Source organism: Enterococcus rotai (genome assembly GCF_001465345.1).
GTDB lineage: Bacteria > Bacillota > Bacilli > Lactobacillales > Enterococcaceae > Enterococcus_L > Enterococcus_L rotai.
This window is the reverse complement of record NZ_CP013655.1, coordinates 3082996-3097122: the sequence shown is the minus strand read 5'-3', so window position 1 is coordinate 3097122 and position 14127 is coordinate 3082996. Positions and strand designations below refer to the sequence as shown.

At 36.7% G+C, this 14127-nt stretch carries 15 protein-coding genes; 11 read left to right on the top strand and 4 right to left on the bottom strand.

All coding sequences use genetic code 11. The annotated features are described in order from the left end of the window. Window positions 1–6: 6 nt before the first annotated feature. Both ATZ35_RS13810 and ATZ35_RS13805 read right to left on the bottom strand, forming a co-directional pair. Window positions 7–828: a transporter substrate-binding domain-containing protein gene (locus tag ATZ35_RS13810; protein ID WP_208927750.1), complete on the bottom strand. Its 822-nt coding sequence runs from the start codon at window positions 826–828 to the stop codon at window positions 7–9. Window positions 829–860: 32 nt separating this feature from the next. Next, entirely contained in the window at window positions 861–1589 is a 729-nt protein-coding gene (locus ATZ35_RS13805; RefSeq protein ID WP_208927749.1) for an amino acid ABC transporter ATP-binding protein, read from the bottom strand. A 463-nt stretch (window positions 1590–2052) separates the two neighbouring features. On the opposite strand from ATZ35_RS13805, the gene racE reads away from it, so the two are divergent. The 8 genes from racE (at window position 2053) to ATZ35_RS13765 (ending at window position 9574) form a co-directional block, all read left to right on the top strand. Next, window positions 2053–2868, top strand: a complete 816-nt coding sequence (racE, locus tag ATZ35_RS13800; protein WP_208927748.1) for a glutamate racemase — start codon at window positions 2053–2055, stop codon at window positions 2866–2868. A 13-nt stretch (window positions 2869–2881) separates the two neighbouring features. Next, window positions 2882–4231 carry a ribonuclease PH gene (gene rph / locus ATZ35_RS13795; protein ID WP_244148248.1) on the top strand — a complete coding sequence of 450 codons (1350 nt, stop codon included), beginning with the start codon at window positions 2882–2884 and terminating at the stop codon, window positions 4229–4231. A gap of 10 nt (window positions 4232–4241) precedes the next feature. Next, entirely contained in the window at window positions 4242–4757 is a 516-nt protein-coding gene (locus ATZ35_RS13790) for a metallophosphoesterase (protein WP_208927747.1), read from the top strand. 307 nt (window positions 4758–5064) lie between these two features. Continuing rightward, complete coding sequence (cbpB, locus tag ATZ35_RS13785; RefSeq protein ID WP_208927746.1) at window positions 5065–5562, top strand: cyclic-di-AMP-binding protein CbpB; 498 nt, start codon at window positions 5065–5067, stop codon at window positions 5560–5562. Window positions 5563–5664: 102 nt separating this feature from the next. Then, window positions 5665–6366 carry a 2,3,4,5-tetrahydropyridine-2,6-dicarboxylate N-acetyltransferase gene (gene dapD / locus ATZ35_RS13780; RefSeq protein ID WP_208927745.1) on the top strand — a complete coding sequence of 234 codons (702 nt, stop codon included), beginning with the start codon at window positions 5665–5667 and terminating at the stop codon, window positions 6364–6366. Between the two features lie 181 nt (window positions 6367–6547). After that, a complete protein-coding gene (locus tag ATZ35_RS13775) occupies window positions 6548–7699 on the top strand; it encodes an efflux RND transporter periplasmic adaptor subunit (protein WP_208927744.1) in 1152 nt (383 codons plus the stop codon). Next, window positions 7692–8372, top strand: a complete 681-nt coding sequence (locus ATZ35_RS13770) for an ABC transporter ATP-binding protein (protein ID WP_208927743.1) — start codon at window positions 7692–7694, stop codon at window positions 8370–8372. The genes ATZ35_RS13775 and ATZ35_RS13770 overlap by 8 nt, the downstream gene beginning before the upstream one ends. Continuing rightward, window positions 8369–9574, top strand: coding sequence for an ABC transporter permease (locus ATZ35_RS13765; protein WP_208927742.1), 1206 nt, complete (start codon window positions 8369–8371; stop codon window positions 9572–9574). Before ATZ35_RS13770 ends, ATZ35_RS13765 begins: the two co-directional genes overlap by 4 nt. A 58-nt stretch (window positions 9575–9632) precedes the next feature. Here the strand turns inward: ATZ35_RS13765 and ATZ35_RS13760 are convergent, their stop codons facing one another. Next, entirely contained in the window at window positions 9633–10097 is a 465-nt protein-coding gene (locus tag ATZ35_RS13760) for a MarR family winged helix-turn-helix transcriptional regulator (protein ID WP_208927741.1), read from the bottom strand. A 133-nt stretch (window positions 10098–10230) separates the two neighbouring features. On the opposite strand from ATZ35_RS13760, the gene ATZ35_RS13755 reads away from it, so the two are divergent. After that, the gene (locus ATZ35_RS13755; protein WP_208927740.1) at window positions 10231–10671 is read left to right on the top strand and encodes a flavodoxin domain-containing protein; all 441 of its coding nucleotides are present in this window, start codon (window positions 10231–10233) and stop codon (window positions 10669–10671) included. A gap of 118 nt (window positions 10672–10789) precedes the next feature. Next, window positions 10790–11917, top strand: a complete 1128-nt coding sequence (locus tag ATZ35_RS13750) for an N-acetyldiaminopimelate deacetylase (protein ID WP_208927739.1) — start codon at window positions 10790–10792, stop codon at window positions 11915–11917. A 38-nt stretch (window positions 11918–11955) separates the two neighbouring features. Here the strand turns inward: ATZ35_RS13750 and ATZ35_RS13745 are convergent, their stop codons facing one another. Beyond that, window positions 11956–12840, bottom strand: coding sequence for a mechanosensitive ion channel family protein (locus ATZ35_RS13745; protein WP_375179448.1), 885 nt, complete (start codon window positions 12838–12840; stop codon window positions 11956–11958). Between the two features lie 188 nt (window positions 12841–13028). Here ATZ35_RS13745 and ATZ35_RS13740 point away from each other — a divergent pair, with 188 nt between their 5' ends. Then, window positions 13029–14045, top strand: coding sequence for a branched-chain amino acid aminotransferase (locus ATZ35_RS13740; protein ID WP_208927737.1), 1017 nt, complete (start codon window positions 13029–13031; stop codon window positions 14043–14045). The last annotated feature ends 82 nt before the right edge of the window (window positions 14046–14127 follow it).

Here is a 14127-nt window from a genome sequence, read left to right as displayed (position 1 = left end):
GAAAAATTAGTCCAGATTCCACGTTTTGTAGATTTTTTCCAAAGTACCGTCTTTTTCCCATTTTTCAATGGATTTATTTAACTGATCGTTTAATTCCGTATTTGCTTTCTTCGTAGCGATTCCGTATTCTTGTGGTGAGAAACCGTCTTTCAGAATTTCTGTACTATCATCTACATAACCAGTTAAAATTGATTTATCTACTGAAAAAGCATCGATTCTTTTAGATGTTAAGGCTGTTTTTAGTTCAGGATATGAGCCTAGTTCTTGATATTTGAATGTTACACCTAATTCCTTTGCCTGCTTTTCAATGGCTTCTTTGGTCGTTGCGGATTGAACGACACCAATTGTTTTACCATCTAAACTAGCAGTGTCGGTAAATTTGTCTGCTTTTCTAACCAAGAAACCAACTTCGTCTTTATAATATGGCGTTGTGAAATTATAGGTTTCTTTCCGTTCATCGGTGATGGTAAACGTTGCGATCACCATATCCAGTTCGCCATTATCTAATAACGGGCCCCGAGTTTTTGCAGTCACACCAACAAACTCAACATTCTCTTCACTACCAGTTAATTCTTTTGCAATCAAGCGCGCGATATCTGGCTCCATACCTTCATTTTTATTCGTATCAGGATTCATATAACCAAAGTTCGGAACATCTTCTTTGACACCGACTTTAATTACACCAGCATCTTTGATTTTTTGAAGATCAGTCGTTCCTTTGTTACCAGAATCAGTCGAATTTTTATCTTCGCCACTACCACAACCGACAATCAAGCCGAGTAATAATGCAAGGGACAATGCACCGAATATTTTTTTTGTTTTTTTCATTTGAAATTCCTCCTTAGGTCTATTTTATTGTATTAATTATGAATGATTTTACTTAAGAACTCTTTAGCACGTTCGTTTTCAGTGCTAGTAAAGAAATGTTCTGGTGTTCCTGTTTCGATGATTTGCCCATCATCCATAAAAATCACTTTATCAGCGACTTGACGAGCGAAACCCATTTCATGAGTGACGCAAATCATCGTAATATTTTGTTTAGACAAGTCAACCATTACATCTAAAACTTCTTGGATCATTTCTGGGTCAAGAGCTGAGGTTGGTTCATCAAACAAGATGATTTCCGGATGCATATTTAAGGCTCTGGCAATCGCGACACGCTGTTGTTGCCCACCAGAAAGCTGGGCAGGATAGGCATTTGCTTTATCTGCTAAACCGACTCTTTCTAAGTATTCCATTCCTGTTTTAGTTGCTTCTTCTTTACTGACACCTTTGACTTTTATGGGTGCTAATGTAAGATTTTGAATAATTGTTTTGTGTGCATAGAGGTTAAAACTTTGAAAAACCATTGCTACTTTTTGACGAACCTTTTGAACGGGAGCTTTAGGTTCTGTGATATCGATGCCATCGACTAATATGTGTCCGTCGGTAACTTTTTCTAAACGATTGATACAACGGATCAGAGTGCTTTTACCGGAGCCAGAAGGTCCGATGATGACAATTTTTTCTCCTTCGTTGACCGTTAAAGAAACATCTTTCAATACATGATGGTCCCCAAAATACTTATTTACATGTTCCAACGAAATCATAGCCATTCTCCTTTATGTATAAAATTATCACATCATTTATAATGATTGTTGATTTATCAGGGATTGAATAGATTGGATAAAAATGAAAAAAAGAACGTTAAAAAGTTAAACTGAGAAAATGATAAGAAATACTTAATAATGAATAGTGTATGTAGAATAGGTTTTATTGAGAAAAAAATGCACTATCCTATTTTCTTTTTATAAAAACAGTTTTCTTTTATATCTAATGATTTCATCATAAATCTATCTGTTTGTTAATGTTAGAAATTATAACATATGAAAAATGAGATTACCAGTTTTTTTTGAAATGCTGAAAAAGAAGAACAATTTCAACACGAATAATCAAATAAAAAATTATTAGAGAAAGAATGATATAATAGAAGAAACGATAATAAAACTTGAAAAAAAACACCAAAAAGTAGAAAATAAGAGTGTTGAAAAAATACTGTAAAGGTTGATTGACTTGAATAATCATGAAGCAATAGGATTTATAGATTCCGGAGTCGGTGGACTTACGGTAGTAAAAGAAGCAATGAGGCAACTTCCGAATGAGCGTTTGATTTATCTTGGTGATACAGCACGCTGTCCGTATGGTCCTAGGCCGGCTGAGCAAGTCGTGCAATTTACTTGGGAAATGACCAATTTTCTTTTAGAGAAGAACATTAAAATGTTAGTGATTGCGTGTAATACAGCGACTGCAGTTGCCTTAGAAGAAATTAAAGCTCAATTGGATATCCCAGTTGTAGGCGTGATTTTACCTGGAACAAGAGCTGCCTTAAAAGCAACAAAAAATAATCGTGTGGGTGTGATTGGAACTGCTGGAACCATCAAAAGCCTTGCCTATGAAACAGCATTAAAGAGTAAAGCGCCGAATACATTTGTTTCAAGTTTGGCCTGTCCAAAATTTGTTCCAATCGTTGAAAGTAATGAGTTTCACTCTTCTGTAGCGAAAAAAGTTGTATCAGAAACGTTAAATCCACTACAATTGAAAAAATTAGATACATTGATTTTAGGCTGTACGCATTATCCATTATTACGCCCTTTAATCCAAAATGTTATGGGAAGTCACGTAAAATTGATTGATTCAGGGGCTGAAACGGTAAGCGAAGTCAGTATGTTATTAGATTATTTTGATATAGCGAATACGCCAAACTATGCAAATGAAGCGAATGAATTTTATACGACTGGATCAGCGAAAATGTTTAAAGCGATTGCTGATGATTGGTTAAACTTAGAAACGATAACTGTTGAGCAAGTTCGCTTACCTATTGAGAAATGAGGAGAAATGAATGATGATCAGACATGATGGAAGACAGGCGAAAGAATTAAGAAAAATCACCATTGAGACAAATGTTTACAAACATCCAGAAGGATCTGTCGTGATTTCTTTTGGGGATACCAAAGTAATTTGTTCTGCGACTGTGGAAGAAAAGGTTCCACCATTTTTAAGAGGCGAAGGGACCGGTTGGGTGACCGCAGAGTATAGTATGCTTCCAAGAGCGACAAATACAAGAAATATCCGGGAAAGTGCCAAAGGAAAATTAACAGGTAGAACAATGGAAATTCAACGTTTGATCGGTCGTTCATTACGTGCAGTGATCGATTTAAAAAAATTGGGTGAAAGAAGTATTATCGTAGACTGTGACGTTGTCCAAGCGGATGGTGGCACGCGAACCGCAAGTATTACAGGCGCATTTGTTGCTATGAAAATCGCAGTAGCTAAAATGCTGAAAAATGGCGACTTACAAGAAGATCCAATCAAAGAGTACTTAGCAGCTGTTAGTGCTGGGATTTTAAATGATGGTCAATGTGTTCTTGATTTGGACTATACAGAAGACTCAACAGCCGCTGTAGATATGAACTTGGTTATGACTGAATCGGGTAATTTTGTTGAACTCCAAGGTACAGGGGAAGAAGCGACTTTTTCAGGGGATGAACTAAACTCGTTATTATTCTATGGCAAAACCGGGATTGAACATTTGATTGCCTACCAAAAAGAAGCGTTAATGTATCAAGCAAGTGAAATGAGTTTTCCAATAGAAGATAAAACGATCGTGATTGCAACAAGAAATCCTGGAAAAGCCAAAGAGTTCACGAAACTTTTCGCTGAAAAAGGCTATCAAGTAAAAACGCTATTAGATTATCCAGAATTACCCGATGTTGAGGAGACAGGGAGAACGTTTGAAGAAAACGCCCGTTTAAAAGCAGAAACAATTGCTGCTATTTTAAAACAACCTGTTTTAGCTGACGATTCAGGTTTGATTGTCGATGCGTTAGATGGCATGCCAGGAATATTTTCAGCCCGCTTTGCTGGCGAACCAACGAATAATGCTGCAAACAACGCTAAATTACTACATGAATTAACTGGAGTACCTAAGGAAAAACGGACAGCGACATTCCATTGCACGCTCGTGTTTGCAGCCCCAGACAAAGAGAGCTTAGTCGTAGAAGGTGATTGGGCAGGCGAAATCGGTACGATTCCGCGTGGTGATCATGGATTCGGCTATGATCCATTATTTTTCGTACCTGAAGAGCAAAAAACAGCAGCGGAACTTTCGGATGAGCGCAAAAATGAAATCAGCCATAGAGGGTTAGCAGTAGCGAAACTAAAAGATCAATGGGAAAATTGGTTGAAAAACTAGGAGGGTGTGCATGAAGTATTTAGTGGTAAGTGATAATCATGGTGATCGAGACGTATTGGTTGATTTAGCCGCGACTTATCGTGGAAAAGTAGATAAGCTGTTTCATTGTGGTGATTCTGAATTGGAAGCTGACGATGTATTATGGAATGATTTTATCGTCGTGAGAGGGAATTGTGATTATACCTCTGAGTTTCCTGAGACTATCGTAGAAAAAATAGGTGAAGATACGATTTTTATGACACACGGTCATCTGGCTAATGTGCGTTCTGGCTTGACTACTCTTGCTTTAAAAGCGGAACAAGTCAAAGCGACTATTGTATTATTTGGTCATACTCATGAAATTGGTTGTGAGGTTCGGACCAATGTTCTGTATTTGAATCCAGGAAGTATTAGCCAACCCAGAGGAGCTATTCAACTAAAATCATATGCGATCATTGAAAGCACGACAGATCGCTTTATCGTTCAATATTATGGACGAGATCACCAACCATTTAAGGAACTGCATTTTGTTTTTAATAAGAAATAATAAAAGTAAAGAAGCGTTTAGGTTGAGAAATAAGCCAGCATTCACGAAAATCGTTTTTCAAATTATTGTGAATGCTGGCTTATTCTGTTCCACCGTTTATTCGAGATTATCGTATTTAATAAAAAAGAGAAACGACTTTCGTCCCAAACACTTTATTTAGTTTCGCCAAAAATCAAGTATGAAGAAACTAAGGTCAAATGTTAATTTTTTTTAAGAGTTATGAAAAAAGTTTGAATTTCAAGACATTTGCATCCGTTTTCTGTACAATGATAGTTGTGGCAAAGAAAATGAAATGGAGGCACTCCAAATGATTGGAACTGCTGTAAAAGAATTACTATTAGAAAAACAAGAAACTTTTTTGATCCCTGCGGAAAATGTCGCAAATGTGATGTGTTTAAATCCGTTGAGTCATGCGTTATTAGTTTTATCTCAAGTAAAGTATTCAAAAATCCCTGTATTGGATAAAGGTGATCGCTTTGTAGGGTTGATCAGTTTATCTGATGTAGTGGATAAAATGTTTGATATTACATCTGTTGATTTTGATAAATTAAAAGATTTTACTGTAGCAGATGTCATGGAAGTTAATGTACCAGTGATCGGTGAACAATGGGAGCTAGAAGATGTCCTTCACTTATTAGTAGATGCGGCTTTTCTTCCAGTTGTTGATAACAATCAATGTTTCAAAGGGATCATTACACGCAAAGAATTGTTAAAAGCAATCAATCATATGGCTCACGAGTTAGAACGTAAAAACATCATTTTACCAAAATCAGATGAAGAGTCTAGAGAAATGAAAGTGATTTAATTTTTGTTCACTTTTTTTCAGTTTTCTGATAAGCTAAACATCTAAATGTAGCAGAGTATTTTTAATACTGAATTAGCTACGTAATTTGAAGGGAGTTATTTGATGGACGCATATGAAATTATTAACTATATCGGGAATGCTGAGAAAAAAACACCAGTTAAAGTTACTTTAAAAGGTAAATTGAAGGAAGTCTCTTTTCCAGACGAAATACAAGCTTTTACTAATTGTAAAACGGGAACTTTATTTGGCGAATGGAACATCATCAAAAAGTTTTTAGAGGATAATCAAGAATACATTCTTGATTATGTCATCGAGAATGATTCAAGAAATTCTGCGATTCCAATGTTGGATATCAAAGAAGTCAATGCCCGTATTGAACCAGGTGCAACAATTAGAGATCAAGTTGAGATTGGCGATAATGCGGTAATCATGATGGGGGCAGTAATCAATATCGGTGCTGTGATTGGCGCTGGGACAATGATCGATATGGGCGCCATTTTAGGTGGACGTGCAACAGTTGGCAAAAATTGTCATATCGGTGCAGGAACTGTGCTAGCGGGTGTTATCGAACCACCAAGTGCAGAGCCGGTTGTAATCGAAGATAATGTCTTGATCGGCGCAAATGCGGTTATCTTGGAAGGCATTCGAGTAGGTGAAGGTGCAGTTGTTGCTGCAGGGGCGATCGTTGTGAATGATGTAGCACCATACACTGTTGTTGCTGGTGTTCCTGCTAAAAAGATCAAAGATATCGATGCAAAAACAAAAAGTAAAACGAATATGATGGAAGAATTACGTAAATTATAATAGCGATATAAAGAGTGAGTCATAGCTAGTAATAGTTTGGGCTCACTCTTTTTTTGTTTAAAGTTGAGTTGTTATATTGAACTTGCAAATGTGTAAGCCAAATACATGACTATTCAATTTTCTATCCGCTTGTTTCCAGCTATAATCGATTATATAAGATTAAGTAGGGGGAACAAGTATTATGAAAAGCAAAAAATTTAAATTAGTTATTGGTGGTATTTTAGTTGGAATATGTGTAGGAAGCTATTTTCTATTTTTTTCCTCCCCTAAAAAAACGGAGCCTAGCTACAATGTTTTTACGTTAAATCAGTTGGATCCATTACTTTTAAAGGGTGAAGTGAAAGCAGCACAAACAGAGGATATTTTCTATGACCAAACATTAGGAACAATTGCAGACATTCCAGTAAAACATGAACAAGAAGTGAAAAATGGCGATGTTTTACTTAATTATTTAAATGGAGAAGCGCAAACTAGAGCAGACCAACAACAAAGAACAGTCAATAAAAGTAGTTTATCAGCTCAACAAGCATCACAGAATCTAAGTCGTGCGCAAACTCGCTATAATGAAGCACAAGCAAGTTTAAATCAAAGTAAAGCTGAATTTGATAGAGAAGTAGACCCAGAAAAAAAAGAAGAACTTAAAAGCAAGGTTGAACAACAAAAAACAGAAGTGACTAGTATAAATAATGAAGTAATTCAAGCACAACAAGCACTAGATTTAGCTAATACGGAAGTAAATGATGAAGCAGCCGCTTTAGAATCAGAACAAGGAAAAGTTACGTCAACTGTTAAAGCGACAATTGATGGTGTCGCGATGGTCAATGAAGCAGGTAAAAAATCATTAGAGCAGCCTTTGGTTCAAGTACTAAGTAAGACCAAACAAACAAAGGGGATTGTGACAGAATATGATTTAGCAAAACTAAAAACTGGGCAAGAAGTCAGCGTAACATCCGTTGGTTCAAACCAAACCGCTCAAGGGAAAATCAGTTCGATCAATCAATTGCCTAAAACAAAAAATGGAGCTGATTCAGAGATCCCTACCTATGAATTTATTGTGGAGGGAGACTTTCCATGGGCATACGGTTCATCTGTTCAAGTATCGTTGCCGCAACCTCAACTAGTTTTACCTGAAAAATCAATTGTTACGAAAGAAGACAAAACTTTTGTATTCATCTATAAAAACGGTCGTGCAGTGAAGACGGATGTCAAAGTGGTTGAGATGAATGGCGTTAAAAATGTAGAATCAGGTGTGACAAAAGGCACTAAAATCATTGGAAACCCAGACGACGTGTTAAAAGATAATACAGAAGTGCAGGTGGTTGAAAATGATTAAACTTGAACAAATCAACAAGTATTATGCTTTAGAAGAAGAAAAGTTACATGTTTTAAAAAATATCAACTTTGAAATTAAAGAAAAAGAGTTTGTCGCAGTTATGGGACCGTCTGGTTCAGGTAAATCAACATTGATCAATCTGATCGGTTTTATTGATAAAAAATTTGAAGGGACCTATTTGTTTGAAGGCAAAGAGATCACAGATTTCTCTGATAAAGAACTTTCTGCAATACGTAATCAATCAGTAGGATTTGTTTTTCAAAACTTTAGTTTGATCGAAAATAACACCGTTTTTGAGAATGTTGAGTTACCGCTACTGTATAATGGTTCAGCTTATACAGATACAAAAAAGCGAGTCCAAGAAGTGTTAGCGAAGGTTGGTTTAGCTGATAAAGGAAATAAATACCCAAAACAACTTTCAGGTGGTCAGCAGCAGCGGGTAGCCATAGCAAGGTCTATTGTGAACTCTCCAAGATTTATTATCGCAGATGAGCCTACAGGGGCCCTAGATTCAAAAACCTCGGAAGATATCATGCAGTTATTTCAGGATTTGAATAAGCAAGAAGGTGTAACCATTATTTTGGTAACACACAATCCTGAGATGGTCTCTTACTGTGATCGGTTGATTCGGGTCAAAGATGGGGCAATTGTTGAAGAGGAGCTGATCAAATGAAAAACTACGTCATTTGGAAGACAGCCTTAAAATCAATTTTAAAAAATAAAAAACGCAGCTTTTTAACAATGTTCGGGATTATTATCGGGATTGCCTCAGTGATCACGATCGTATCCATAGGTAATGGTTTTAAACGAGATATGATCGACAAAATGTCCATGACCAATACAAATGAAAATGTTAGTAATATTACGTTTAACTATTATGATGTCGCCAATGCATTTAAAGAAGGCGAAGTCTTTAAAAAGAGTGATTTAGATTTAATTAAAAACGTCAAAGGAATCAAAAAAGTAGCTTTTTATAAACCTAAAATTATATTGACTGAACGTCAAATAGAACTCAATGTTCGAGGTAAAAAACTGACAAAAAAAGTAGAACGGGTTGAGCAAACATCGGCTCCATTGTTAAGTGGTCGTCAAATAGAACCTAAAGATAATGAAACGTTGAATAAAGTTGTGGTCGTTGATGAAGTGCTGGCTCAGAAACTGTATGGTGAGCCAGAAAAAGCGATTGGTAAAGGCTTTGAAGTCATGAATGAATTATTCACAGTCGTAGGTATCAAAGCGAGTGAAAGTGGCACTTTGTCCATGGAAAATCAAGCTCCGTTAGCGTACTTTCCGATTAAAACCTATGATCACTACTTTAATAAACCAGACAGTCAATCAATTTTGGATTTGGAAATTGATGCAGGTGAAGATAAAGCCCAAGTAACCTCAGAGGCCTTAAAACAGCTCAACTTCAATGGGAGCATGAGAAATATTGGGGAGTATGAAGTGTATAATCCCAAATCAGATATTGATCAGATGGGGAGCATTTTGGATAATCTAACACTTTTCATTTCTGCTGTCGCGGGTATTTCGTTGTTTATTGCCGGGGTGGGGGTTATGAATATGATGTACATTTCTGTTTCAGAACGTACGAAAGAAATCGGTATTCGCCGAGCTTTGGGTGCTACAGAAAAAGATATCCGAAAACAATTTTTAGCTGAAGGGCTAACGTTGACACTCCTTGGTGGGATGATCGGTTATTTACTAGGAATGATCTTAGGCGTTGTTTCCTCGATCTTTCTACCATTCGCAGTACGTCCGGATTTATTTACAATAGGATTAGCTGTAGGGATTTCGGTTCTGATCGGTGTTATCTTTAGTTATATGCCAGCATCTGCCGCATCTAAGAAAGACTTGATTGATATTATGAAATAATCAAAAAAAGCCGACTAAATGAAATTTTAGTTGGCTTTTTTAGTAATGTCACATGTTCTTATTGTTTCTGTAATTGATCATCGAGCACGGAAACAGCTTTTGCTAAAAAATGATTGATCAGTTCTAGTTCTGATTCAGAATACTCTTGTGCTAAATGTCGCATAGCAATATCTAATGGTTGATAGGCACTTTTTATTTCTTCTCTGTCGTCATATGTCGGTACAATAATCACACGCCTTCGGTCATTTGGATCTTTTTCTCGTCGAGCATAGCCGATTTTTTCTAATCGGTCGATCAAAGCAGTAATGGTTCCAGTAGATAAACCAGTTTTATCGGCTAATTCTCCTGCTGTAAGTGGGCCTAGCTCGTTCAATAGGTCGATTGAGATATAATCATTGGCTGGAATTCCTAAAGATTGTACGATTGCTTGTTGATGTAAAATAGAACGTGAGCCAAATCCTCGTAATAAAGTGGTGAGTTGATCAGTTGTTTGGTTAGTCTGCGGGTTTTGATTGTTTGACAAATAAGCTTCCTCCCTTTATGCTTAATTTATCTCGTTCGACGAGATTCTTTTATATCGAAATATAATTAGCTAAATCTATCATAACAAGCTTCCTATTAACTGTAAAGCAAAGCAGGAATCGAGGGTGAATCAAATGAAAACAGTGATTATTTATGGAACTAAGTCTGGTGCATCAAGAGAATGTGCACAACGTTTAGGGAAAGAAATAGAGAATACAACAATCATTGATATTGATCAAGTCCAACCAAATATAGAGGAATTTACTCATGTGATTATTGGGGCAGGTGTACGAAACGATAAAATGTATAAACCGATCAGAGATTTTTTGAAAAAAAATCAAACAGACTTATTATCTAAAACGATTGCTTGTTATTTATGTAATTCAAAACCAAAAACAACAGAAGCGGTGATTGCAGCAAGTATTCCAGAAGCAATTCGGGCACAGGCGATTGAAATTGTATCGTTCGGCGGTTATAAGCCTTCATGGGTTCCCGTAAGCCCTGAAAACAAGCTAAAAGGAATTGATTTAGAGAAAATCAGTGAATTTGCTCAACACTATTTAGAGCACTTATAAAAGCTGAATAAGGTTAAATTTGCTAAAAGTCAGAAAATTTCTCTTAGTCAAGGATTGACAGAAGAATTATTTTATTTAACAATAAGATATAGAGAAATAGAAAAGAGGCAGATGAACAGTGATTCAAGAACAATTGATCGAGATTCGCAGACAACTTCACCAAATACCAGAAATTGGTCTGGAAGAAGAAAAAACACAAAAACACTTATTAGAAATTATCCTGTTGCTTGATAAAGAGTTTATAGAGTATAAAACATGGCGAACTGGAATCATGGTTTTTGTTCATGGCAAGAATCCCAAAAAAACGTTTGGTTGGCGTGCTGATATTGATGGCTTGCCAATTACTGAAGAGGTAGCATCTGATTTCCAATCTAAGCATGAGGGATATATGCATGCTTGCGGACACGATTTTCATATGACAATCGGTTTAGGCTTGTTGGAACAAATGACAGTTGAGCAACCTGAAAATAATTACTTATTTTTATTTCAGCCAGCAGAAGAAAATGAAGCGGGCGGTATGTTGATGTATGAGGCGGGAGCTTTTGGTGCTTGGTTACCAGATGAATTTTATGGTCTGCATGTAAATCCAGCGTTACCAGTTGGGCACATTACAACGAAGGTCGGCACACTATTTGCAGCAACTTGCGAAGTTCAAATCACTTTAACGGGGAAAGGCGGTCATGCTGCATTTCCTCACGCTTCAAATGATATGATCGTAGCTGGAATGAGTCTAGTTCAACAAGCTCAAACAATCGTTAGCCGAAATGTTGATCCAGTTGAGGGAGCGGTAGTGACGTTTGGTACCTTTCATGCTGGTTCAGCGACTAATGTGATTGCAGGTGAAGCAACAATATCCGGCACAATTCGGACATTAACAGAAGCGATGAACCAATTGACTCAAATCAGAATCAGAGAAATTGGCGAAGGAATTGCAAAGTCATTTAACTGCGAGGTCGTTGTATCATTAGATCAAAAAGGGTATGTTCCTGTAATTAATGATCCGCAAACAACAGAAAAATTTATCTCCTTTATGAAACAAGAGCCTGATGTTGTATTTGAAGAGGCAGAAGTGGCTATGACGGGTGAGGACTTCGGGTATTTATTATCCAAGGTTCCTGGCACAATGTTTTGGCTCGGAGTTGATAGTCCTTATGGTCTGCATTCTGCTAAGTTTGAACCAAAAGAAGCAGCAATTCCATTTGCAGTAGAACATATCAGTCATTTTTTGAAATTTTTGGATAAATAGAAAGATGATCCTGACTGTAAAAAGCCAGGATCATTTCTTTATTTTAATGTAATCGGTGTATTTGGAATGGTGAAGTTTGCTTCAGATAGTGTTTTTACATACTGTGCTAAAAACTCTTCTCTGATCGGTGCTTGTTTTCCGTTTAAAACGTACATAGTTGTACGAACGGCAAAATTTCCATTTCCTAAATCAACCATTCCAAAAATCGTTGGACCATTTTGAATGATCTCAGCATATTTTTCTTTCAATTCTTGATTGACTTGATCAATAAGCGCTGTGATTTGATCATACCCTTCATCTGGCATGATACGCACATCAATCAGGACTTGCATGTTTGATCTAGAAAGGTTACTGATTGTGGTGATGTTTCGGTTAGGAATAAAATGAACAGTTCCATCTAATGCTTTCATCTGGGTTGTTCTAAGACCAACGGCAGTAACTGTTCCCTCAATGCCAAGAGCAGTTAAACGTACATAGTCGCCAACATCCATTTGTTGTTCTAAAATGATAAAAAAACCAGTGATAATATCATTCATAAAGCCTTGTGCTCCCAGACCAATTGCCACACCAGCAATCCCAGCTCCTGCAAGAAGTGAACCGACAGGAACGCCGATCACCGTAAGTAGTGAGTAAATGAAAAAGAAAAAGAGCGTGTATTGAAAAGCGTTATTGATCAGTGTATGTAGTGTTTTCAAACGACTTTCACTGAAAGATTGTTTTTTACTGTAGTTGCCATATGTTTTATCTATAAGTGTTTTACCTATCCGGTTAAGCAGGGCAAAAAGTAAAATAAGAAATAATAGGTAAATCACTTTTTCAATCAATGTTGCAATAATTTGATCCCAATTGATTCCATTCCAAAAACGTTGCAGTGCATTGACTTTGTTTTCAGTGACAGCTTTGATATCAAGAGCAGAATCCATGGTACTGTCAACCGTTGTATTGGATCCTGATTGGCCAATATTAAACAAGGAAATCCCAACTTTCTTTTTTAGCGATAATTACTCTATCATTATACTTGAATTTGAAAAAAGATGTCATTATTTCTGTAAAAAGCTTAACAAATTCATTGGAAATGTGTTACAATATTCTGAAAATAAGGAGTGATCATATGACAATTGATTGGGATAACTTAGGCTTTGATTATATAAAAACACCATTTCGCTACATTTCAACTTGGAAAAATGGCCAATGGGATGAAGGAACGTTAACAGAAGATAATACATTGCATATTCATGAAGGTTCAGCAGCATTACATTACGGACAGCAATGTTTTGAAGGGCTAAAAGCTTATCGCTGTAAAGATGGATCAATCAATTTATTTAGAGTAGACGAAAATTCTAAACGAATGAATCGTAGTGCGAAGCGATTATTGATGGCTGAAGTTCCAGAAGCTAAATTTATCCACGCAATTGAAGAAGTTGTAAAAGCGAACGAGGCATTTGTTCCGCCATATGGTAGTGGTGCTACGTTATATATTCGCCCGCTTTTGATCGGTGTTGGAGAAGGGATCGGTGTAAAACCTGCTCCTGAGTATCTATTTACAGTTTTCTGTATGCCTGTAGGTGCTTATTTTAAAGGAGGTTTAACACCAACGAACTTTATCTTTTCTGATTATGATCGTGCTGCCCCTCAAGGAACTGGAGCAATTAAAGTTGGTGGAAATTACGCAGCTAGTTTTATGCCTGGCGAAGAAGCTAAGGAAAAACACTTCTCAGATTGTATTTACCTAGATCCCAAAACACATACTAAAATCGAAGAAGTCGGTTCTGCTAATTTCTTTGGAATCACTAAAGATGATCGTTTCATTACACCGTTATCCCCTTCAATACTACCAAGTATTACGAAGTATTCGCTACTTTATTTAGCGGAGCATAATCTTGGAATGGAAGCTGCAGAGGAAGATGTTTATATTGATTCTTTAGATCAATTTAAAGAAGCTGGTGCTTGTGGAACGGCTGCAGTCATCTCGCCAATCGGAGGGATTCAAACATATGATGACTTTCATGTATTTTACAGTGAAACAGAAGTCGGTCCAGTAACACAAAAACTTTATGATGAGTTGACTGGCATTCAGTTTGGAGATGTAGACGCTCCAGCTGGCTGGGTTAGAAATATAAACGTATAATAAATAAAAAAACGTCAAGGTTCGCTTTGACGTTTTTTTTATTGAGTCAAGACAATTTAGAAAAGCACTCGTATTTTGAATT

What these genes read in the sequence shown, in the direction of transcription:
- cbpB (WP_208927746.1), top strand. Translation starts at nt 5,065, where the DNA reads ATGATTGGAACTGCTGTAAAAGAATTACTATTAGAAAAACAAGAAACT.
- ATZ35_RS13740 (WP_208927737.1), top strand. Translation starts at nt 13,029, where the DNA reads ATGACAATTGATTGGGATAACTTAGGCTTTGATTATATAAAAACACCA.
- dapD (WP_208927745.1), top strand. Translation starts at nt 5,665, where the DNA reads ATGGACGCATATGAAATTATTAACTATATCGGGAATGCTGAGAAAAAA.
- rph (WP_244148248.1), top strand. Translation starts at nt 2,882, where the DNA reads ATGATCAGACATGATGGAAGACAGGCGAAAGAATTAAGAAAAATCACC.
- ATZ35_RS13790 (WP_208927747.1), top strand. Translation starts at nt 4,242, where the DNA reads ATGAAGTATTTAGTGGTAAGTGATAATCATGGTGATCGAGACGTATTG.
- ATZ35_RS13770 (WP_208927743.1), top strand. Translation starts at nt 7,692, where the DNA reads ATGATTAAACTTGAACAAATCAACAAGTATTATGCTTTAGAAGAAGAA.
- ATZ35_RS13755 (WP_208927740.1), top strand. Translation starts at nt 10,231, where the DNA reads ATGAAAACAGTGATTATTTATGGAACTAAGTCTGGTGCATCAAGAGAA.
- ATZ35_RS13765 (WP_208927742.1), top strand. Translation starts at nt 8,369, where the DNA reads ATGAAAAACTACGTCATTTGGAAGACAGCCTTAAAATCAATTTTAAAA.
- ATZ35_RS13745 (WP_375179448.1), bottom strand. Translation starts at nt 12,840, where the DNA reads ATGGATTCTGCTCTTGATATCAAAGCTGTCACTGAAAACAAAGTCAAT.
- ATZ35_RS13805 (WP_208927749.1), bottom strand. Translation starts at nt 1,589, where the DNA reads ATGATTTCGTTGGAACATGTAAATAAGTATTTTGGGGACCATCATGTA.
- ATZ35_RS13775 (WP_208927744.1), top strand. Translation starts at nt 6,548, where the DNA reads ATGAAAAGCAAAAAATTTAAATTAGTTATTGGTGGTATTTTAGTTGGA.
- ATZ35_RS13810 (WP_208927750.1), bottom strand. Translation starts at nt 828, where the DNA reads ATGAAAAAAACAAAAAAAATATTCGGTGCATTGTCCCTTGCATTATTA.